The sequence below is a fragment of the Noviherbaspirillum humi genome, from assembly GCF_900188095.1.
GTDB classification, from domain to species: Bacteria; Pseudomonadota; Gammaproteobacteria; order Burkholderiales; family Burkholderiaceae_D; genus Noviherbaspirillum; species Noviherbaspirillum humi.
The window spans coordinates 1-20,945 of record NZ_FZOT01000007.1; the positions used below are offsets into that span (position 1 = coordinate 1).

Consider the following 20,945-nt stretch of genomic DNA (forward strand, 5'->3'; position numbering starts at 1 on the left):
CTGGAGAACCCGGGCAAGCTGCCGCTGGAGTTGATCGAGGTGCAGTCGGGCGCCTACCTGGGCGAGGATGACATCGTCCGCTTCGAGGATAAGTACGGGCGGGCGTAATGAAGTGGTGATACCTTCATCGCCCGCGTACTGATCGATTGACTTTTATTAGCCAATGCTGGCGGCCGCCCGATTCTGGCGGCCGCTTTTTAGGAACCAGCGCATTGGCTTAGCGCTGCGTTGATTCGCTGTCTGGCTCCCGGTCCCGTTGGTCAGGCTCTATTGAATCAGGGCGAAGTGGCTTCATAGGCACCAATGTCGATCGTGCCATTGCTAGGCCGTGATTGTGTCTTCGCCACGTGCACATACTGCATGGACGGCACCAAAGAGATACCGGAGGCCGCAATGCCCGGTGTGAAACCCGCATTAATGAACGGTGCCCCTGAAGCCGGACGCAGGTCGTAGTTCGCACGGTCGACAAAAGCGGGACTGACCGCTTGGTAGTTCGTCTTTTGAGCCGCGCCAGCCTGATTGGTAATCGTACCGCCGCCCGCGAAAACATTGTTTTGAATGAGTGCCGGTGTCGTGACCGCGCCGCCGATCAATATGAATGTGCCTTGAGAAGCGTCGTTCAAAAAGGTGTTATTGACGACATAAAGATCCGTCCCCGGATTTACTGCGCCCTCTTCCGCATACGCAAGCAGATTCGGATTCTGGTTTGCCGCCGGCTGTTCGATGATATTTCCAATCACGTAAGCCGTACCGCCGTTTGGCAGGTCGACTTCGTAACTGGGTTGTCCGCTCGCTGTCGTGCCGGCTTGGCCGGCTGCAGTACTCGAAAACCGGTTATAGAGAATGGTATTCAGCTTGGCACGGGACTTCAGGTTGTGCCCGACGTTAGCGTCGTGTGAAAAGTTGTACCTGAACGTCAAGCTGTTGACCGAGCCGATGTAAAGATTGTGGGAATAGCCATCTCCATAGCCATTGTGGCCGAACTCCGTGTTCTCGACGAGGATGTCGCTCACACCATCGTTATTCGTCAGAATGCCGTTTTCGTTGTCGTGCAAGAAGCTGTTTCGCAGAGTGAGATGCTTGCCATCCAATCGAATCCCTGCGCCATTCCGGTCTGCCACCCTGGCCCCGTACAGCTCGACGTTTTCGATGACGGTCCCTACCCCTCCAACGACCCAGGTACCCTTGCCGAGGGCGTTCTGTCCAGCTGCATCGATGCGTGGACGGCCGTTGACGCCACGAACGGTCAGATTATCTGCATAAAATGCACAGACGTCGCCGCTGTAGGTGACAGAACCGTCGATCTCCACCACTGCGCCGCTTGGCGCCACTCTCAGTGCCTGACAGGGCGTTGCATATTGCTTACCGGGGCCTACGGATAGGACGTTGCTCGCAGGTGCTGGTGCTGGTGCTGGTGCTGGTGCTGGTGCCGGTGCAGGCGCAGGCGCAGGTGCAGGTGCAGGTGCTGGTGCTGGTGCTGGTGCTGGTGCTGGCGCAGGCGCAGGCGCGGGCGCAGGTGCTGGTGCTGGTGCTGGTGCTGGTGCTGGTGCTGGCGCAGGTGCTGGTGCTGGTGCCGGCGAACTCGGCTTGTTGCTCTTGTCCGTGCGCTTGGCAGCAAAGGTGGATGTCGTGTTGTCAGTCGACGCGGCCGTTGAAGCGGCATCATTTGCGGTAGCGGCACTAGTCGCAGCGCCCTCTACATCGGTTGAACCGCCACCGCCACAGGCAGCGAGCATCAATACCGAAACGCAGCTTAAAGCAGTTACTCTGAAGATGGGTTTTTTAATGCTTGTCATGATCGACTCCCCGGAAACACAATGGAGTCGATTAGACCTTTCTTCGGATAAAGATTTCCTTGGTTTTACATTTTGTTCCAAAGGAACTTTACCAGTTGTTAAATTGCCCTCGCAGATTTTTATATCTGTCTAGAGCAGCCCAGGAGGCTTGATCAACATGGCAATGGAATTCAAATATTGATAAGTGTTCAGAGCAAAACTTCCACGGCTGAAGGATGGCTCAAAAAATCCTGGGGGCTTGCCGACCGTCCGTAAGCGCCTGATTGAAAAACGACCACAAGGTCACCAACCTCTGCTTCGGGCAGTGGAACGTTGTCCGCCAAGATATCCAGCGGAGTGCACAACGGGCCTGTGACGGTTACATTCTCATGCACCTTCCCCCGCATCCTGTTTGCAATGGCAACCGGATAGTTTTTCCGGATCACCTGGCCAAGATTGCCTGACGCAGCCAAATGATGGTGCATGCCACCGTCGGTGATCAAGAACACTTTGCCACGCGATACTTTTCGGTCGATGACACGGGCGACATAGACACCGGCTTCGCCAACCAGGTATCGCCCCAGTTCCAAGATGACTTCCACGCCCGGATGTTTCTGGGCCAAGCTTCCGCACTTTTCCCGGAAAAAATCTCTCATCGGGATAAGGTCCAATGGCAGTTCACCCGGGAAGTATGGGATGCCGAATCCGCCGCCGATGTTCAGGTACTTCAATGGCTGGCTTCCGTGCCGTGCCAGTTCCATCGCCAAATCGAAGACTTGCTTCTTTTCCTCGATCAAGGCGGAAGCGGCCAGGTTTTGCGATCCGCTATAGATATGAAAACCGAGGCATTCGATCTGCATGGTTTCCATTTTCTTCATCACTTCAGGGATGGATTCAGCGTCAATACCAAACGGCTTGGGCCCGCCTCCCATGCGCATCCCGGAGGCACGCAGCGAAAAATCGGGATTCACTCGCAACATGACCCGTGGCGACAAGCCCAGCTCACGCGCCAATTTCGCCACCGTGTCCAGTTCCCGCTCGGATTCGACGTGGACGATCACATCGGCATAAAGTGCGCGCCGCAGTTCCTCGACCCGTTTCCCGGGCCCGGTGAAATTGATGCAGGCTGGAGGAACAGGCGTATCCAGCGCGATGCTCAACTCGCCTCCGGATGCAACGTCGAATCCGTCCACCAAGCCTGACAAATGCTGCACCAATGCCGGCATCGGATTCGCCTTGATCGAGTAATGCAGCTTCATCGAGGGAGCCATCACCTCCCTGACCTGCTGCACCCGCTCGCTCACAAGTTGACGGTCATAGGCAAAGAATGGCGTTGAGCCTGTCCGACCGGCCACGCGCAAAATGGAAAGGCCCCCGACATGCAGGCAGTCATCGATGATGTCGAACTGGGGCGGCACCCTGGCTTCTCGGCTGGATTGATTCATCTGAAGAATTCGCAAATTGGGACTGCACCAGCTTCCGATCGAGTTTGCCGTTCGGATTGCGTGGCAATGGGTGTTCAACAATCACGACCTGAGCAGGCACCATGTAGGCTGGGAGATGCTTCTTGCACGCCGCGATGACCGTCGCAGGGTCAAGCGTCTCGCTGACTGAAGAGATGACAGCCATTACAGACTGGCCCCAGGAAGCATGCGGGACGCCGAAAGCAATCGCTTCTCGCACGCCAGCGATGGTGAGCAGCACTTCTTCGATTTCCGTTGGGCTTATCCGGTAACCGGAAACCTTGATCATGTCGTCGCGGCGGCCCACAAAGTAAAGATAGCCCTGCGCATCGCGGCGCACGGTATCGCCCGACCAGACGGCAATTTCGGGAAACGGCAATCCCGTCGGTTGCTGTGGCAACGGGCGAAATCGTTCCGCCGTTTTCTCGGGATCGTTCCAATAGCCCAACGCCACCAAAGGGCCACGATGAACGAGTTCTCCCGGCTCATCGACATCGCAAGGCGTGCCATCTGGACGGACAACCAGGATATCGGCATTGGGGATCGCCTTGCCTATCGAATCCGGCCTTTCCATCACTTGATCCGGCGGCAGGTAGGTTGAACGGAATGCCTCGGTCAAACCGTACATGAGATAGATGCGGGCCTCCGGCAACTTCGCGCGCAGCGACTCCAGCACTGGACGTGGCATCGCGCCACCGGAATTGGTGATGTAGCGCAGGCTGGTCGTTTCCGGCCAGGACAAGTTCGCCAGCTGTCCCCAAAGCGGGGGTACGCCGGCGAGACCGGTGATCCGTTCGTCTCGAACCGCATTGACGACGTCTTGCGGCAATAGGTAATTGATCAACACTGCCGAAGCCCCACTATGAAATGCCGTGGTCAACTGGCTCAAGCCATAGTCGAAGCTCAAGGGCAACGTACAGAGAATGCGGTCATCGGGGCCATTTTCCAGATAGCTTGCGACGCTCGCTGCCCCGGCCATCAGATTGCGATGAGACAGGACCACGCCCTTGGGCTTTCCAGTGCTTCCGGACGTGTAAAGAATGGCCGCCATGTCACTATCAATCCGCCGATGCACGTCCCGGTTCGTCACCTCGGTGACTAGCTCCTTCCACAGTAGGACACGGATTCGCGGCGGCAGCGACGAAGGCACGCCTTGATCGACGAGGATGATGGTATGCAGTTCGGGGCATTCCGCCAGAACCTCCTGCAACTGCACCATTCTGTCGCTGCTCGTGACCAATATGCGAACTGAAGAATCACGACAAACATGAGCGACTTGCGGCGCCTTGAGGAGTGGATTGACGGGTACCATGACGCCCCCCGCGGCCGCAATGCCAAAAAGCGCAATGACGGTTTCTATTCTCTTCTCGAGGTACACTGCGGCCCGCTCACCGGCGCTCAGGCCATGAGCGATCAATCCTGCCGCTGCGGCCCTTATTTCATGGTGCAGCTCGGCATAGCTCAGTCGCTGCCGCCGATAAGCAAGCGCCGTGGCCTCCGGAGCATGCCGGGCCTTGCGCTCGACGAGTTCATGAATCAGGTGCGCGCGCACGGCAACCCCAGCCAGCGTCGGTTTTCAGCCACCCTGCGTGCCGTCGCGCAAAGCGCAGCGTCATGCGCTCGATTTGATGCCATGGTGTCCCATCAGGTCATACAGCGTGGGCCGGCTGATGCCCAACAGCTCGGATGCCCGGGCGATGTTGCCATTGGTCCGCGCCAATGCACGCACGACCGCTTGATAATCCGCTTCATCCCGAATCTGCCGAAGGTTGATCGGCTCTTCCTCCGTCGGCATGCCCGCCGAAGCACCGCGCAGCCCGAGGTCCTCGGGCTGGATCTGTGGACCGTCACTCATGATGACCGCGCGCTTGATGCAGTTCTCCAGTTCCCTGACGTTCCCGGGCCAGGCGTGGTTCTCTATCATTCCCAGCGCGGCGGGGCTGAACGACAAGCCGGAGCGGCCTTCCCTTTCACTGAATTTTTCCTTGAAGTGATGGGCAAGCAGCACGGCATCCGCCACCCTCTCGCGCAAGGGAGGAATCATCACCACGATCTCGCTCAGCCGATAGTACAAGTCTTCCCGGAACTGGCCGGCGACGATCTGATCTTGAAGGTTCCGGTGCGTGGCGCAAACGATGCGCACGTCAACGGGAATTTCCCGATGCCCGCCGATACGCTCGATCACCCTCTCCTGCAAAAAACGCAGCAGCTTGGCTTGCAATGGCATCGGCAAGTCGCCAACCTCGTCCAGGAAAAAAGTGCCTTCATGGGCAAGTTCGATCTTGCCCTGAGTCTGCTTCGCCGCCCCGGTGAACGCGCCCTTCTCGTAACCGAAGAGTTCACTTTCCAGCAGGTTTTCCGGAATGGCAGCGCAATTGATTGCCATGAACCGCTTGCTGTGACGAGGACCTTTCTGATGCAGGGCCCGGGCCAGCAACTCTTTGCCCGTGCCGCTGTCACCGAGCAGCATCACAGACGCCGACGATGGCGCGACTTTTTCAATACTGCGGCAAACTTTCAGCATGGCGGGATCGCGGGTGACGATGCCGCCCGGTGCCGCTGAAAACTGTGCCTGGGACAGGCGCCGGTTTTCCTGCTGCAGTGAATGCAGGTAAAAGGCGCGCTCGATGACAAGCGCCAGAATCTCCTGATTGAAGGGCTTCTGATGAAAGTCGTACGCTCCCAGGCCGATTGCCTTGACTGCATTGGCATGGTCCTGATTGCCGGTCAATACGATGACCTTGGTATCCGGCGCAATCGCCAGGATCTGTTCCAGCGTCGCCAATCCCTCGCTAGCGCCTTCAGCATCCGGCGGCAGCCCTAAATCCATGGTCACGACGGCAGGCTCGTGACGCCGCATTTGGTTGATCGCACTCTCGCGGTCGCTGGCAAGCACGACGTCATAAGCATCGAAACTCCACCGCAGCTGCTTTTGCAGCCCGAGGTCATCTTCAATGCACAGTAATTTCAGTTTCTGCTGACTCACCAGCAACTCCTTCGTCATTTGTCACATCCGCCGCCACGCTCTGTGGCACATAGATTGGCAGCCGGATTCTGAAAGTGGTTCCATGCGAGACCGCGCTGGCAACGGCAATGCTGCCGCCCAACTCATGGATGTATTCCCGCGCCTCGAAAATGCCAATCCCCATTCCCGTCGACTTGGTGGACACGAATGGTTTGAACAGTCGTTCACGGATAAATTCTTCACTCATGCCCTGACCGGTATCGGCGCAAACGATGACCGCATCCATTCCATCGCGCTCGATCGACAAGGTGATGCGCCCATCCTTTGGAGTCGCTTCGATGGCATTGGTCACGAAATGCGCGATCACCCGCTCCAGTCGGGAAGCGTTGCCGAAAGTTGACATCCCGCTCGCCGAGATCTGCATCGTCAGGCCCGGATGCAGGGCGGCGCGGAAGTTCACGATCTGCTTCAGCATGGCATCCAGCGCCACCGGCTGCGGCGCTTCGGCGGATTTGCTGCGATTGAAACGCTGCAGCAGCGTTTTCATTTTCTCCACCGAGTAGGTGACCGTCTCGAGCATGTCCTGCTGAAATTCAGGACTATCCTTGTGACGCGCAGAATTTGCGACCAGCAGCGACAACTGCGCGACGAGATTCTTCAGATCGTGCACAACGAAGGTGGACATCCGGTGATACGAATCGAATTGCCTGGCAACGAGAAGCGCCTGCGCCGCTTCGTACTGCGCCAGGTAGCTTCCCGCCTGGCTGCCCGCGATCTTGAGCAGATCCAGCACCTCCCAATTCAGCGCTATCGGACTACGCGGGCGCGCCAGCACGATGAAGCCGAGCAGCTTGGCATTGACGATCAACGGCACGACCAGCCAGGCATCAGGCAAAGTCAACAGCCAGCCCGGCAGCGCGAGATTCTGGTATTTGACAGGGTCTTCTTGCCATTCCTGAAGATCGATTATCCATTTGTGCTGCTCGAGAAAGCAGCACAACGCTCCCTGCGCCGGCTCTTGTGCCGTGGAAGAGAAGGTATTCCAGTGGCCAGCAGGTTCGCATTGTCCGGTCTCGCGCCTTATCCACAGCGCTCCTCCGGGGCTCTCCACCAGATTCGCAATAGCTTCAATCGTACGTTGATAAGGACTGTCATCCGCTTTGGCCAGAGTGCGCGTGAACTGCATCCACTCTTCCCGGTAGTCGTAGCTGTAAGCAAAGAAGTGCTTGCTCAAAAAGACCCGGATTCGGGCACGGAACGCGCCGGAAAACATGACCGTGCCCAAGAGCAGCAATGCGCCAAACAGAAACGCAAGCTGCATGAAGCTGCCCCAATTGCCACCCACGTAGCGCAAGTAATAACCCGCTGCCGCCATGGCCAGAAGGTACAAGCCTGCGCCGAAGAGCGCCACGGAATGGAAAAGAAATCGGCGAGAAACCGAAATCGTCGTCGCCCACTTTGCGCTGCGATGAGCGGAAACTGCGATCATGGGAACGATCAAGGCATTGATGATGCCGCGCGCTGACCAGACGCCCGGATTGATCTGCCTAAAGAGCATGGCTTCGCTATATAAATAGAAGTCGAATACGAATATCCCCCCTATCCCCAAGCATGCGAATTTGATGCCCCAGCGCTGTTGAAGAGACGCCGAACGAAGGACCTGCTCGACGAGCAGCATTCCAATAATGGACAAGCAGACGTAGGCGCCGGCGCCCGAGAGCAATTGCAGCAATGGCCACGCATCCGAGTTTGCTTGCCAAAGCGAAATCGCGGCGGCCAGCAGCGCGAAGCCGGATATGCCTGCGGCCATGCGCCGTGTTTCGCCCGCCTTAGCAAGGCTACCCTGCAGTGAAAGCAGAAACATCAGCCACGCAACGTCACGCGCCAATTCAGCCGTCGGAACCAACCGGGCGGCAGTCGATGCATCAGCTTTGGGCCATGCCAGCATGCCGGCCCAAAGCGCGGCCGTGAGGCACGCAATCAGTAAGAGGAATCTGGACGTCTGTTGACGCGTAGCGAGCAAGCCGATGCTCAACAATGCAAATGCGAGTGCGGCAATGCCATAGGAAACCAGCGCTACGTCGATGACCATTGACTATCGGGCGCCTTTGCCGAGCAGGACGACCTGGACCGTGTCGATCAAGATCAGCATGTCGAGAAACAGGCTATTGTTCTTGACGTAATACAGGTCATATTGGAGCTTCTGGATGGCGTCCTGCACCGAAGCGCCATAGGGGTAGCGCACTTGAGCCATGCCGGTAATGCCAGGCTTGATGCTGTGCCGGACGTCGTAGAAGGGAATCTGCTGGCATAGCTGTTCCACGAAATAGGGACGCTCAGGGCGTGGACCGACGAAGCTCATCTCTCCCTTCACCACGTTCAGGATCTGCGGCAGCTCATCGATGCGCAGCACGCGAATGATCGCGCCGATTCGCGTGGTGCGCGGATCCTTCTTGCTTGCCCATTGGGGCGATCCGGCAGCTTCGGCGTTGTTTCGCATGCTTCGGAACTTCAGGACAAAGTAGGTCTTGCCGCCTTTGCCGACACGCTCCTGCTTGTAGAAGATGGGGCCTTTGTCCTCCACGTAAATCAGCACGGCCGTCAGGACCATTACCGGCAGGCTGATGAAGGCAATCAGCAGGCTGACGACCAGGTCGAACGTGCGCTTGCAAAATGCCCGCATGAAGCTCTGATCGAAGCCATTGCCGAACACCAGCCAGCTTGGCTGGAGTGAATCCACCCGGATCTGGCACGCTTCGCGTTCAAAGAAAGTTGCCGAGTCGGTAACGTGAACCCCATGGAGTTTGCAGTCGAGCAGTTCCTTGATCGGAATGCCGCCGCCGCGCCGATTCTTGACCGAGACGACGATCTCGGTCGCCTTGTGCCGTCGCGCCGTGGCCAGTAATGCTTCGGTCGAAGGGAGCACCGATTTGGCGGGCAGACAGGTTTGATCATTGGGTGCTTCAACGAAACCGACGATCTGGTATTTGTGATTGGTACGCCCGCTTCCCACCAGGTCGGCACATTCCTTGGCCAATTCTCCGGCACCAAAAAACAGGACGCGAGACTCGAACAGGTTGAATTGGGAAGTTTTGAGGAAAGCGATACGGACGCACAGGATGCCCAAGGCGGAAAACAGGAACACCAGACCCAGCACGCCGCGTCCAAAATACAGGGCCGGCAGGACATAGAAAGCCACCGTGATCAAACCAAAGCCAAGCGCCAGGGAAGGCATCAATCGAATCAAGATCGTACGGAACCGGCTGTTGAACTGCAGCTGATACATGCCGAGCGCGCTCATACTGAACACAATGACGCCCGCGAAAACGATGGAGGAAAGCCACAGATCCGGAAACTCGTTAATTGGAGAACGCAGGCTATCGATGAAGCGCACATTCAGCCCCAGATAGACCGACGTTACCAAAATTACAATTTCGATCAGCAAGAGGAGTGAAATCCGCTTCGAGATGTGATGGTTTCCAATTCTTAACATCGTTGGCCTTCTTCTTTTACTTAGTCGAGATCGACCGTAAGTCACTATAACACGAAGCAATTTCTAAATTACATTAATTCCCGAATGCAATCGATCAAAACTTAGTGATTTAATGATTGATACAAATCAAATGTAGTTGTTCAAATATTCATGTTCGAAAAAATGCCCCAACACTGTGTCTTACGCTTGTTGACCATTTATCAAACCAAGATCAATTTAAACCGCCGGTTTTGTAGACGGAATGAATTGCTCTTTCCAACTCATCCATGCCTTGCGGCTCAAATGCCGCGCAAGCAGTGGCATCGGCATGCGTAGCCAGTTCCCTCTCAGGTAGAGCGCTTGTGCAGCCAGACGGGTCTTCCTGTCGCAGCAGCTCGCATGATTCGGCAAGAACACGCGATGGAAAATGGCGTCCATCAACGGCTGCAGTACCGCGGGCGGCGCACCGCTTTCAACACTGATGACGATGTGCGCGGGTATCGGCGTTCCTAGGATACGCTGCGCATAACGAATCCCGTAGAAAAGCGGGCGCATCAAATCCATCTCCATGGCGCGCGCCAGAAGCCGCTCCCAGAAATTTGGCCGATCTCCAAAATGGATCAGCATGGCGTCGAGATCCATGAGGCCGCGCAGCCCTTGATCTATTTCCCCTTCATAGAAAAGGTGAACGGCGCTATGCAGGACCATGTCTTCCGGAGCGAGGACTTTCGCCCGCTCATGTCCGGCGACCGGCTGCGCGGCTTGGCACAATTTGCTGGCGTCGGGACGAATCCTTGCCGTTTTGGGCACAATCGCATGATGGACATCAAGATGCGTTCCGCGCCTGACATGGCGCATCGGCGGCAACTCATGCATCCACATGCGGTAATAGTGCTGGTCATAGGGATGAAGATGGGAAAATGCCCATCCATGCCGCAGCAATGCCGATTCAACCGCCGGCAAGCTCTCTTCGGGCACGAGAACATCGATATCGGAAAACAGGCGCCCTTGGGAGACAGGGAGCTCTGCCAGCGTATAGGCAGCTCCCTTGAGAAAGATGACCGAGTCACCCAGGTCCGCCAACGCACGGCAGATCTGCGCTGCCTCGCGATAAATGGTTTGCCGGTGCTGATGGGCGACGCCTCTTATCCACAAGAGGTGTTCCTTGACCCGGGCTGGAACGAGGTCAAGCAATCCATGGGCGGCGAGACGGCGATCCAGGCTGGCCAGGACATTCGCACTCCGCGCCTGCCGAATTGCCAAGTCCCACTCGGCCAGGCTGAATTCGAGGCCGACTTGAGGCTCTCGCCAGAGCGCCAAAAGCAGAGGCTGCCTCATGCCTTCCATCCTGCCCCAACCGAAAGGCCGGCGAAGTCTTCGATCGCTTCCTCCAGCAGGCCGTATTCATAGTCGAAGCATGCAGTCTGCTCAATCAGATTCACCAACGCGGCAAATGCCGGCTGTCCGAGCAGACTGTAATTGAAAGAATTGCCTGCAACCTGCATGAAGGCCGTCGCGGGTGACAATTCAGACCACTTCGAGCGCGCCCCTGCAACATAGCGGGGAAAGATTATCCAGGCCGGCCGGGCAGTGACATGGGCCCGATCAACGCTGTCCTGCGGCGGCTTCATGTGAGCTACGGTGCCCTTTGCGGTATCGTTCACCCCCGGACTCAGGATCGAATCCGGCACAAACTCCCTGATGACATCGATCGACCGGTTCTTCAAGCTGATGGGCCGGGGCACCGGGATCACGCTGCCATCCTCCATCGACAACAAGGCAATCTCGTCAGAGAGCAGTCGCCAGCCTCGATTCACCAGCGCGGCGCACAATGTGCTTTTCCCGGAGCCTGGCGGCGCCGGCAGAATGGCTGCATGCCCTCCTCTTTCCACCACGGCGGCATGGATCATGAGATAGCGGTGCGCGTAGTTCGATATGCACCAGTTGAGCCCCCATTCGAGCATCGGAAAGGCTTGACCACGCGGGAGGGGCTTGAACGCGGCATAGCCATCGGAACGAAACACGACTTGAGGCTTGATCCAATGCCGCAATCCGCCTGGCGATTCGACAGTGACGTGAAAGTCGATGAACGTTTCCTGATCATTGATTGGATAATCGCCATAAAGCAGATGCAGTCCGTCCGCCACATTCTCGAGCGCGGAATGAATCCGGCAGGTGAACATTCCGGTCCTGATGTCCAATCCGGGCCCGCTCAACCTTGTCACCAGTTGGTTCTTCGTCAACGTTGAAAGCTTCAACATGGCAGCGCCTCGACCAACTCCAGCGAACACAACTGCGCGAGAATCACCTCGACGCTTTCACGGTAAGGCAATGACACACACTCAACCAAATCATCCAGCGCCATGGGATCCAACTGCTGCAACGCCAGCAGCAGCTGGGTTGCCGCGGGCCCCAGCATATGGGTATCGCCGGTTGCCTCGTGGTAGACCACCGCCTCGTCGCCCCATACCCGCATGTGGACTGACCGGTCGGCTGCCAAACGCCACTTCATCTCAAGTTCACTTACGACCGCCCTGCCTTCCTGCTTTCGCAATCGACTCACAGCATGGTGGCTTTCAGGTACATGACGATTTCAGCGGAATTCCAGGGATTTGCAGTGGCGCTGGGCTTGTATCCACCAGTGGACTGCCACTCGGTGAACATGGAGCGGATGATTGATTCACTCAAGAACGGCGTCCACCCCATGCGCGCATTGAGCAAGGCCGCGACCAGGTGCATGCCAAGGTTGTCAACGTCGAAATCCCGGTGGTCAAGCAGGTAATACAAGGTCACGCCTTGGCCGGCATAGGGAGAACCGCGCCAGCAGCTGAAGTAATTTTTGAAAAGCGATTCCTGCGGCACAGGCCAGGCCTTGGAACTGACATCGTTCTTCCAGAAGCCCGGCGAGCGGCCCTGAGTCTGTTGCTGACCCGGGCCATAAGCGCTGGTATTGCAGGATGCGAATGCGGACGGCGTCGTCACCATCTTGCAGTCTGCGGCGGCCAATGCGGAACGGCTGGCCAGTGTCAGCACGACACCGGATGCTGCCACGCCCGCCGAAGTAAAGCGACGCCGGGAGTGGTCGACCGCTTCGCCCGCCAGCGTATGCGGCGGCACCGCCACCGGTTCAGCATCGGCGGACGCTTGGTTGCGGGGAGCGTCGGGCATCACCATATTTTTTCCTATTTATCCATCTATTCGAGGGCGGACGACAAGCAGGGTTGCAGCTGCAAAGTTTGCGAGACAATCAGCGTCCGAAGCCAGCGGGCACCACATTACCGCCGTCCATGCCGCCGCCTGTCTTCGCCTGATCGGAAATCAGAAATAGCTTTCCGGGATGATCAGCACATCGCCTGGCCGCACTTCCACATTTGCCGAAATATCGCCCTCTTTGATCAGATCATTCAAACGCACAGCGTATTTTTGCTGCTTGCCGTCCACTGTCCGAATAAGGTTGGCTCTGTTCCCGGCTGCGAACTCGGTGATTCCCCCGACGGCAATCAACACATCCATCAACGACATGCCGCGGCGATACGCGAGAGCCTGCGGCTTGGCGGCCTGACCGATGACCCGAATCTGTTCGGTATATGGACCAACGAAGCCGGTCACGATGACCGTCACGATCGGTTGCTGAACATACTGGGACAGCGCCTTTTCAAGGTCGCGCGCCAATTCCCGTGCCGTCTTCCCGGTTGCGGGCAGATCCTGTACCAAGGGTGTCGTGATCTTCCCATCCGGCCGTACTGACACGGTCATGGATGCCTCCGGCGTGCGCCAGACCATGACATTGAGGGTGTCGCCCGGCCCGATGCGGTAATCCGCGAGCGCATCTTCAACTGGCACGCCTGCCGAAACGGGCGCAGGTGGCAGACCACGATGGCTTGCGCATGCCTGAAGCAATACCAGCAGCGTTCCAGCTATGACTAGCTTGGCTTTACCTACTTTCATACTTGCCAATTTCACGTTGCCCTCGACAAAAGAAATACTGCCAGCTTTGTATCACCAGAAATCACAATGCCATGATGGTGCTGTTGCTGACACTCAAGTTGTTTAAAATCAATAAAATCCGGATTTTTTTTATTGTGCCACGAAAATACCCGTTTTGATCAGGCATAATTGACTCCAATCAACAAAAATTTCCTTCTGGCAAGCGCTGATTGTGGTACGGCAAGTACATTTAGGACAGTTCTTATCAGCAAGCTAACCAGAAGTCAAGCCCGTAGAAGGAGCGTAGGCCGTCATGGATGATGTCGTTTCGCAGATCGCGTCGCTGTTAAAAGGCGTCTGGAAATACCGCTGGCCTGCGGCCGCCGTTGCGTGGATCGTCGCGATCGCCGGCTGGGTCACCGTTTTCACCCTTCCCGACACCTATCAATCCTCGGCGCGCGTCTTCGTGGATACACAAAGCATCCTCAAGCCGCTCCTGGCCAGCATGACGTCGCTGCCCAATGTCGAGCAGCAGGTGTCGATCATGAGTCGTACGCTCCTGAGCAGGCCGAACGTCGAACGCGTGATTCGGATGGTCGATCTTGACCTGAAAGCCAACTCCGCGAAGGACCGGGAGGCGCTTATCGATGATCTGTCGAAGAAAATCAAGATCGCCGGGACGCTGCAGAATGACATCTATACCATCTCATACACCGGCGACAATCCACGCGTAACCAAGGACGTGGTGCAAGCGCTGCTGACCATCTTCGTTGAAGGCGGATTCGGCGACAAGAAGCAGGACTCGTCGAAGGCAATCCAGTTCATCGACGAGCAGATCAAGGCATATGATCAAAAGCTCGCCACTGCGGAAAACGCGCTCAAGGAGTTCAAGCTGAAGCACCTGGGCATGCTGCCTTCCCAGGGCAGCGATTATGGCTCCAAGCTGATGGAAGTGACCGACAACCTGAGCCGCGCAAGACTGGAACTGGCCGAAGCCGAGCAGGCCCGCGAAGCGATCAAGCGGCAAATCTATGGCACCAGCACTGCGGATCCGAAGGGCAATCCTGCGGTGGCTGCATTCAGCGATCCCGAACTGGATGAACGCATCCATGCGGCGCAGAAGAACCTGGATAACTTCCAATTGCAATATACGGACAGCCATCCGGATGTGATTGCCACCAAGCGTCTGCTGAGCCAGCTGCAGGCACGCAGGGAAGAAGCATCGAAGCACTGGAAACCCAGCGCCGACCCCGGAGCCAATGCCAGTCCCATGCTGCAGCAGTTGAAGGTATCCCTGTCTGCGGCCGAAGCGCAGGTGGCGTCGATGCGTGTGCGGGTACAGGAGTATGCGAACCGTGCTGCGCAGCTGAAGGCAATGAGCATCGCGGCGCCGGAAATCGAGACGCAGCTGGCTCAGCTCAATCGCGACTACCAGGTCAATCGGGAAAACTACGACAAGCTGGTGGCCAGCCGCGAGGCCGCCAAGCTTTCCGGGGACGTGACCGCATCGACCGAGATGATGACCTTCCGCGTCATCGACCCGCCCACCACACCGCTGAAGCCGGCCGGCCCCAATCGATTGCTGCTGCTGTCCGGCGTTCTCGCCGGGGGACTTGCTGCCGGAATCGGGCTGGCTTTGCTTCTGAATGTATTGCGGCCGACTTTCATGAGCGAGCATGCGCTGCAGCAGTCGACCGGCCTGCCCGTTCTCGGCGCCGTTTCCATGACTTGGAGTGATCAGCAGGCAATCGACCGGAAAAAGAAGGCTTACGCGTTTGCGGCGTCGCTCGTGGTTCTGATTCTTATCTATGGCGCGGCGATGGCCAAGATTCAGCTCAAGTTCTGATTGGCAACCCCCTTACCGTTCCATGGGCGGCAGCAGACGCTCCTGGGGAATCAGACCCGAATGACGATATCGAGAAAGATATGAGTATCATCGAAAAAGCAGCGAGCCGGCTCAATCAGCAGGCCAAGATCCCGCCGGCACGCTCCGTACCCGTATCGCCGCCCGTGCTCGTGCAGGCACAGGCACTTCCTTCAACGCCGGCCGACGAAGTTGAGCCTTCGCAGGCGGCGGACTACGCCCGCGAGAATATCCCCTCGCCGAACCGATTCGACATCGATCTGCTCCGGCTGCAGCAGATGGGCCTGGTCACTCCCGAAACCGGACGAACGGCGATCGCGGAGGAGTTCAGGTTGATCAAGCGCCCGATCATCGAAAAGGCGTTTTCGGCAGAACCCGGATCCAAGAAGCGTGGCAACCTCATCATGGTCACCAGCGCCATGCCGGGAGAAGGAAAAACATTCTGCTCGGTCAACCTGGCCATGAGCATCGCCATGGAGCTGGACCATACCGTGCTGCTGGTTGACGCGGACGTGGCCAGGCCGTCGGTTCCACGCTACCTTGGACTGGAAGCCGAGCAGGGTCTGCTCGACCTGCTGCACAACCCCGACCTGGATGTCCGCGATGTCATGTACAGCACCAATGTCGAGCGCCTGCGCGTTCTTCCCGCGGGCCGCAGCAACAGGCGGGCGACCGAGCTGCTGGCCAGCCAGGCAATGAGCCGGCTGCTGGAAGAGCTCGCCAGCCGCTATCCAGACCGCATCATCATCTTTGATTCGCCGCCGGTTCTCCTGACCAGCGAGGCGCGCGCACTCGCCAGCCAAATGGGTCAGATCGTCATGGTTGTGGAAGCGGAAGGCACGACCCAGCGCGGACTGAAGGAGGCGCTGCGGCAGATCGGATCGAATGACAACGTGAATCTGATCTATAACAAAGCGCAAGCCTTCCCGGGCACTCGGTATTATGGCGGCTATTACTAGGATGGAAGCCGCGGTGGCATCCTCCATCGGGCAGCCGCGGTGGCTGCTTGCCGTCGCCTGCTTATTGTCGCCGCTCGCCGTGGCGGCGGACTGGCGCTTCGAGCCGGGTGCCGCCCTGCGTGAAACATACACTGACAACGTTACGCTCAACTCAGCGGGATCCAGGCGCAGCGATTTCATCACCGACATCTCGCCGCATTTGCTGGCGACAATCAACGGCAGCTCGGTCAAGGCGCGCCTCGACTATACCCTTCAGAACCTGGGTTACGCGCGGAGCGCCGATCACTTTTCAAGTTATCATCGGCTCAACGCCTTCGCCAACACCGAGGTGGTTGACGAATTGCTCTACCTCGACAGCCGGGCCGGCATCACGCAGCAAAATCTGTCGGCCTTCGGGCCGCAAACTGACAACAATCTGAACGTGACGAACAACCGTTCGGAGGTCAGGTCGCTCAGCATCAGTCCTTACCTGCGACATCGATGGGGGCAAACCGCAACGGGAGAATTGCGCTACGGGCGCGACTGGCTGCGCTCGAACACGCAGGCGCTGAATGCCGACCACCAGGATCGATTGAGCCTGTCGGTGAACAGCGGGCCTGCCTTTGCGACACTCGGCTGGGGCGCCAACTACACGCAGCAGCGAGCCTATTATGACGGCGGCCGCACGGTCAATCTGAGCTCGGCCACTTCGAATTTCACCTATCGGCTGTCTTCGCAACTCGGACTGGTGTCCACGCTGGGTTACGAAACGAACGACTATGCCACGCTTGGTCCCAAACCCGAGGGCCTGATCTGGCTGGCGGGTGTCAAGTGGACGCCCAGCCCTCGAACGAATCTCGATGCGCGCCTCGGCAAGCGCTTCTACGGCAACACCTATAGCCTGACAGCCAGCCAGCGCACCCGCACCGGCGTATTCAGCCTCGGATACAACGAGGAGCTGACCACGGTGCTTTCTCCATCCGTTCAGCAGCTCAACGTCGATACCTCGACGTTCCTGAATGATTTGTGGCGCTCCAGCATTCCCGATCCCCAGGCACGACAGGCCTTCGTCGACGCATTCATTCGCGCCAACAACCTGCCTGGTTCACTCGCCCAGAATGTATTGTCGCTGTCGAACCGGGTCTACCTGCAAAAAGGCTTGCAGGCTTCGCTCGCATACCGGACTACGCGGGATACCGCGCTGCTTTCGTTTTCCCATATCGATCGTAGGGCCCAAACCGGGGCGTCGGCCGATATCGGCTTGCCAGGCGCGGCACTGCTGGGCCTGGAAGACCATACCCGGCAGGCGAGTGCCAACCTGATCGTTGCCCACCAATTGACCCCCCGCTTGAGCGCGACGGCGAGCCTGGCTTATTCCCGCGTGCGTTCGCTGACGGTTGATAACACCAGCAGCTTAAAGACCGCCAGCTTCTCGCTGACTCGGCAGCTGGATCTCAAGACGCAGGCAGTCATCGAGTACCGCAGGCGTAATCAGACCCTGGCATTGAATGCTGGCACGGTAGAAGAAAACGCCATTACCGCTTCTATCGCCACTCGCTTTTGAAAGACGTTCATCATGTACGAGTCGTTCTACGGATTCAGCGCAAAGCCGTTTCAGCTCAAGCCAGACCCCCTATTCTTCTATGGAAGCAAGGGCCACAAACGGGCAATGGGCTACCTTGAGTATGGCGTCGCGCAGGGCGAAGGCTTCATTGTCATCACCGGCGACGTAGGCGCGGGAAAGACCACCCTTGTGCGCAGCCTGTTCCGCAAGTTGCCCGCGAATGAAATCGTGGCGGCGCAGATCGTCAACACGCAGGTAACGGCAGATGACATCGTCAGGCAGGTGGCCGCAGCTTTTGGGTTGCCATTTCAAGGCGTCAGCAAGGCCGGATTGCTGAGCTCCCTGGAGCAATTCCTGAGGCAATGCGAACGACAGGGCAAGCGCGCGCTGCTCGTCGTTGACGAGGCGCAGAATCTGACGCCCGGCGCGATCGAGGAATTGCGCATGCTCTCCAATTTCCAGAGCGATGAGAGAGCGTTGCTGCAAACCTTCCTGGTCGGCCAACCCGAATTCCGGAGTCTTCTGCTGGGCCTGGGAATGAAGCAATTGCTGCAGCGGGTGATCGCCACCTATCACCTGGGCCCGCTCGATCTCGAGGAAACCACCGCATACATCCAGCACCGGCTCCGGACCGTGGGATGGGCGGAGGATCCCGTCATCGAACAACCGTCCTACGGCGCCATTTATGCCTACACCGGCGGCATCCCGCGAAAGATCAATACCCTGTGTGATCGGCTTTTCCTGCTCGGTTATCTGGAAGATTTGCATCGCTTCGGCGCGAAAGAAGTCGAGAAGGTGATCGCCGACATCAATGAAGAATTGATGCCGACAGCGCTTGCAAGCGAGGAGCTGCCTGCTGCGGCAATTGCAGTCGCCGCGCCGGACAACGGTCCTCATCTCGATGAGATCAATACCCGGCTGGAGCGCATGGAACGCACCATGACTTCCCTGCTGGGAACCATCAAGAACGTTCTTTTTTCGACGACAAAGACCACCGCGGAAAATCCGTGAACTCCCAAGACAGGATTCGACTGACCCTATGAATGCGTCCCCAATCCGGAATGCGATGACCATTGACGTGGAAGACTACTTCCAGGTCTCCGCCTTCGCCAACCATATTCCACGCGAGAGCTGGAGCCACTTGGCTTGTCGCGTCGAGGCGAACATCGAACGCATCCTGTCGCTGCTGAACGGCCGCCAGATCAAGGCCACGTTCTTTACCCTGGGCTGGATTGCCGAGCGTTATCCGAAGATGGTCAGGCAGATAGCCGATGAGGGACACGAGGTAGCCAGCCATGGCTACGGTCACCTGCGCGCGAGCGAGCAAACGAAATCGGAGTTTTTCAACGATATCAGCAGCAGCAAGGCGCTGCTCGAAGACATATCGGGCAAACCGGTGCTCGGGTATCGGGCGCCGAGTTTCTCGATTGGTTCGGAGAATCTTTGGGCGCTGGACGTCCTCGGCCAAGCCGGATATCGCTACAGCTCCAGCATTTATCCGGTTGTCCATGATCACTATGGCATGCCGGACGCGCCGAGATTCGCGTTCCGTCCGCGCGGTGAAGACGGCATCCTGGAATTGCCCGTGACGACCGCCCGCGTGTTCAACCGCAATCTGCCTGCGGGCGGCGGCGGCTACTTCCGCTTCTTTCCCTATGCAGTTTCCCGCTGGCTGTTGCGTCATGTGAATCAGCATGACCGCATGCCCGGCATCTTCTACCTGCATCCTTGGGAAATCGATCCGCAGCAGCCGCGTCAGACAGGAATTCCGTTCAAGACCCGCTTCCGCCATTACGTCAACCTCCACCGCACCGAAACCCGCCTGCAGGCATTGACCCGTGACTTTTCCTGGGGTCGCATGGACCATATTTTTCTGACATCCAAATGACGACGATGCTCGAATTCGCAGACGATACGGCAACCGTGTCCGATGCCGCCGATATCCTTCCCACGACGGTTCGCCTGATGCGACCGGAAGACGTCCGGCGATGGGACGCCTTCGTCATGCAGTGCCCCGAGGCGACTTTCTTTCACCGGGCCGGGTGGAAAACCGTCATCGAACAAGCGTTCGGGCATCGTACGTTTTTCTTTCTCGCCGAGTCCGGCGGCGAGATTCAGGGCGTTCTTCCACTGGCCCAGATCAAGAGCCGATTGTTCGGCAATGCACTCGTCTCCTTGCCATTCTGTGTCTATGGCGGCGTAGCGGCGTCAACCGAGCCTGCCCGGCGGGCGCTCGACCAGGCGGCACAGAAGCTGGCCGCCGACCTCGCGGTCGGCCACCTGGAATACCGCAATCTGAAGCCGCACCATGCCGACTGGCACACGAAGGACTTGTATGTGACCTTCCGCAAGGCCATCCTGCCCGATGAAGAAGCCAATATGCTCGCCATCCCCAAGAAGCAGCGCGCGATGGTACGCAAGGGCATCAAGGCGGGTTTGACGAGCGAAATCGATGGTCATGCAGACCGGTTCTTCGCCGCCTACTCCGCCAGCGTGCATCGACTCGGCACACCGGTATTCTCCAAGCGCTTCTTCGAACTGCTGCTTGAAACCTTTGCGCCCGACTGCGACGTGCTTACCATCGTCAAGGATGGCCGGACCATCAGCAGCGTGCTGAGCTTTTACTTCCGTGACGAAGTCATTCCCTACTACGGCGGAGGCACTTCCGAAGCGCGTGAAGTTGCCGGCAACGACTTCATGTATTGGGAATTGATGCGGCGCGCATGCGCACGGGGGCTTGGCGTCTTCGACTTTGGGCGCAGCAAGCGAGGCACGGGCGCGTACGATTTCAAGAAGAACTGGGGATTCGAGCCGCAGCCCCTGCCGTACGAATACCAGCTGCACCAGGCGACAGCCGTTCCCGAGACTAATCCGCTCAACCCCAAGTACCAACTATTCATCAAGATGTGGCAGCGCATGCCGCTCTGGATGGCCAATGCAATTGGCCCGCATATCGTCAAGAACCTGGGCTGAGCCA

At 57.9% G+C, this 20,945-nt stretch carries 19 protein-coding genes; 8 read left to right on the top strand and 11 right to left on the bottom strand.

Annotated elements, in window-relative coordinates:
- Positions 1-108 (top strand): hypothetical protein (locus CHB88_RS12145; protein ID WP_217900150.1); only part of this gene is annotated, 108 nt, incomplete at its 5' end.
- 167 nt (positions 109-275) lie between these two features.
- Here the strand turns inward: CHB88_RS12145 and CHB88_RS12150 are convergent.
- Entirely contained in the window at positions 276-1,310 is a 1,035-nt protein-coding gene (locus CHB88_RS12150; protein ID WP_245844939.1) for a right-handed parallel beta-helix repeat-containing protein, read from the bottom strand.
- Positions 1,311-1,396: 86 nt separating this feature from the next.
- On the opposite strand from CHB88_RS12150, the gene CHB88_RS25150 reads away from it, so the two are divergent.
- Positions 1,397-1,675, top strand: a complete 279-nt coding sequence (locus CHB88_RS25150; RefSeq protein ID WP_176442432.1) for a hypothetical protein — start codon at positions 1,397-1,399, stop codon at positions 1,673-1,675.
- 309 nt (positions 1,676-1,984) lie between these two features.
- Here CHB88_RS25150 and CHB88_RS12160 read toward each other — a convergent pair whose 3' ends face one another.
- The 10 genes from CHB88_RS12160 to CHB88_RS12205 all read right to left on the bottom strand — a co-directional run bounded on the left by CHB88_RS12160 (position 1,985) and on the right by CHB88_RS12205 (position 13,623).
- Entirely contained in the window at positions 1,985-3,220 is a 1,236-nt protein-coding gene (locus CHB88_RS12160; RefSeq protein WP_089399602.1) for a pyridoxal-dependent decarboxylase, exosortase A system-associated, read from the bottom strand.
- A complete protein-coding gene (locus CHB88_RS12165; protein ID WP_089399603.1) occupies positions 3,165-4,790 on the bottom strand; it encodes an acyl-CoA ligase (AMP-forming), exosortase A system-associated in 1,626 nt (541 codons plus the stop codon). The genes CHB88_RS12160 and CHB88_RS12165 overlap by 56 nt, the downstream gene beginning before the upstream one ends.
- A gap of 60 nt (positions 4,791-4,850) precedes the next feature.
- Positions 4,851-6,242, bottom strand: a complete 1,392-nt coding sequence (gene prsR / locus CHB88_RS12170; RefSeq protein ID WP_245844940.1) for a PEP-CTERM-box response regulator transcription factor — start codon at positions 6,240-6,242, stop codon at positions 4,851-4,853.
- A complete protein-coding gene (prsK, locus tag CHB88_RS12175; RefSeq protein WP_089399605.1) occupies positions 6,190-8,295 on the bottom strand; it encodes an XrtA/PEP-CTERM system histidine kinase PrsK in 2,106 nt (701 codons plus the stop codon). Before prsK ends, prsR begins: the two co-directional genes overlap by 53 nt.
- A 3-nt stretch (positions 8,296-8,298) precedes the next feature.
- Positions 8,299-9,648 carry a TIGR03013 family XrtA/PEP-CTERM system glycosyltransferase gene (locus CHB88_RS12180; protein WP_245844941.1) on the bottom strand — a complete coding sequence of 450 codons (1,350 nt, stop codon included), beginning with the start codon at positions 9,646-9,648 and terminating at the stop codon, positions 8,299-8,301.
- A gap of 264 nt (positions 9,649-9,912) precedes the next feature.
- Positions 9,913-11,013: a nucleotidyltransferase domain-containing protein gene (locus CHB88_RS12185; RefSeq protein WP_089399607.1), complete on the bottom strand. Its 1,101-nt coding sequence runs from the start codon at positions 11,011-11,013 to the stop codon at positions 9,913-9,915.
- Positions 11,010-11,936 carry an HprK-related kinase A gene (locus CHB88_RS12190; RefSeq protein WP_089399608.1) on the bottom strand — a complete coding sequence of 309 codons (927 nt, stop codon included), beginning with the start codon at positions 11,934-11,936 and terminating at the stop codon, positions 11,010-11,012. Before CHB88_RS12190 ends, CHB88_RS12185 begins: the two co-directional genes overlap by 4 nt.
- Positions 11,930-12,187: an HPr-rel-A system PqqD family peptide chaperone gene (locus CHB88_RS12195; protein ID WP_143131229.1), complete on the bottom strand. Its 258-nt coding sequence runs from the start codon at positions 12,185-12,187 to the stop codon at positions 11,930-11,932. Before CHB88_RS12195 ends, CHB88_RS12190 begins: the two co-directional genes overlap by 7 nt.
- Positions 12,188-12,234: 47 nt before the next feature.
- The gene (locus CHB88_RS12200; RefSeq protein WP_089399610.1) at positions 12,235-12,849 is read right to left on the bottom strand and encodes a hypothetical protein; all 615 of its coding nucleotides are present in this window, start codon (positions 12,847-12,849) and stop codon (positions 12,235-12,237) included.
- A gap of 144 nt (positions 12,850-12,993) precedes the next feature.
- Positions 12,994-13,623, bottom strand: a complete 630-nt coding sequence (locus CHB88_RS12205; protein ID WP_089399611.1) for an XrtA/PEP-CTERM system exopolysaccharide export protein — start codon at positions 13,621-13,623, stop codon at positions 12,994-12,996.
- A gap of 292 nt (positions 13,624-13,915) precedes the next feature.
- On the opposite strand from CHB88_RS12205, the gene CHB88_RS12210 reads away from it, so the two are divergent.
- From CHB88_RS12210 to CHB88_RS12235, 6 genes are all read left to right on the top strand, one after another.
- Complete coding sequence (locus CHB88_RS12210; RefSeq protein ID WP_089399612.1) at positions 13,916-15,448, top strand: XrtA system polysaccharide chain length determinant; 1,533 nt, start codon at positions 13,916-13,918, stop codon at positions 15,446-15,448.
- A gap of 80 nt (positions 15,449-15,528) precedes the next feature.
- A complete protein-coding gene (locus CHB88_RS12215; protein ID WP_089399613.1) occupies positions 15,529-16,425 on the top strand; it encodes an XrtA-associated tyrosine autokinase in 897 nt (298 codons plus the stop codon).
- Between the two features lie 13 nt (positions 16,426-16,438).
- The gene (locus tag CHB88_RS12220) at positions 16,439-17,968 is read left to right on the top strand and encodes a TIGR03016 family PEP-CTERM system-associated outer membrane protein (protein ID WP_176442433.1); all 1,530 of its coding nucleotides are present in this window, start codon (positions 16,439-16,441) and stop codon (positions 17,966-17,968) included.
- A gap of 12 nt (positions 17,969-17,980) precedes the next feature.
- Positions 17,981-18,979: an XrtA/PEP-CTERM system-associated ATPase gene (locus CHB88_RS12225; RefSeq protein ID WP_089399615.1), complete on the top strand. Its 999-nt coding sequence runs from the start codon at positions 17,981-17,983 to the stop codon at positions 18,977-18,979.
- A gap of 55 nt (positions 18,980-19,034) precedes the next feature.
- Entirely contained in the window at positions 19,035-19,856 is an 822-nt protein-coding gene (locus tag CHB88_RS12230) for an XrtA system polysaccharide deacetylase (RefSeq protein ID WP_425436101.1), read from the top strand.
- A gap of 5 nt (positions 19,857-19,861) precedes the next feature.
- Positions 19,862-20,941 carry a FemAB family XrtA/PEP-CTERM system-associated protein gene (locus CHB88_RS12235; RefSeq protein ID WP_089399617.1) on the top strand — a complete coding sequence of 360 codons (1,080 nt, stop codon included), beginning with the start codon at positions 19,862-19,864 and terminating at the stop codon, positions 20,939-20,941.
- Positions 20,942-20,945: the final 4 nt, after the last annotated feature.

What these genes read in the sequence shown, in the direction of transcription:
- CHB88_RS12160 (WP_089399602.1), bottom strand. Translation starts at nt 3,220, where the DNA reads ATGAATCAATCCAGCCGAGAAGCCAGGGTGCCGCCCCAGTTCGACATC.
- prsR (WP_245844940.1), bottom strand. Translation starts at nt 6,242, where the DNA reads ATGACGAAGGAGTTGCTGGTGAGTCAGCAGAAACTGAAATTACTGTGC.
- prsK (WP_089399605.1), bottom strand. Translation starts at nt 8,295, where the DNA reads ATGGTCATCGACGTAGCGCTGGTTTCCTATGGCATTGCCGCACTCGCA.
- CHB88_RS12185 (WP_089399607.1), bottom strand. Translation starts at nt 11,013, where the DNA reads ATGAGGCAGCCTCTGCTTTTGGCGCTCTGGCGAGAGCCTCAAGTCGGC.
- CHB88_RS12190 (WP_089399608.1), bottom strand. Translation starts at nt 11,936, where the DNA reads ATGTTGAAGCTTTCAACGTTGACGAAGAACCAACTGGTGACAAGGTTG.
- CHB88_RS12195 (WP_143131229.1), bottom strand. Translation starts at nt 12,187, where the DNA reads ATGAAGTGGCGTTTGGCAGCCGACCGGTCAGTCCACATGCGGGTATGG.
- CHB88_RS12200 (WP_089399610.1), bottom strand. Translation starts at nt 12,849, where the DNA reads ATGGTGATGCCCGACGCTCCCCGCAACCAAGCGTCCGCCGATGCTGAA.
- CHB88_RS12205 (WP_089399611.1), bottom strand. Translation starts at nt 13,623, where the DNA reads ATGAAAGTAGGTAAAGCCAAGCTAGTCATAGCTGGAACGCTGCTGGTA.
- CHB88_RS12210 (WP_089399612.1), top strand. Translation starts at nt 13,916, where the DNA reads ATGGATGATGTCGTTTCGCAGATCGCGTCGCTGTTAAAAGGCGTCTGG.
- CHB88_RS12215 (WP_089399613.1), top strand. Translation starts at nt 15,529, where the DNA reads ATGAGTATCATCGAAAAAGCAGCGAGCCGGCTCAATCAGCAGGCCAAG.
- CHB88_RS12225 (WP_089399615.1), top strand. Translation starts at nt 17,981, where the DNA reads ATGTACGAGTCGTTCTACGGATTCAGCGCAAAGCCGTTTCAGCTCAAG.
- CHB88_RS12230 (WP_425436101.1), top strand. Translation starts at nt 19,035, where the DNA reads ATGACCATTGACGTGGAAGACTACTTCCAGGTCTCCGCCTTCGCCAAC.
- CHB88_RS12235 (WP_089399617.1), top strand. Translation starts at nt 19,862, where the DNA reads ATGCTCGAATTCGCAGACGATACGGCAACCGTGTCCGATGCCGCCGAT.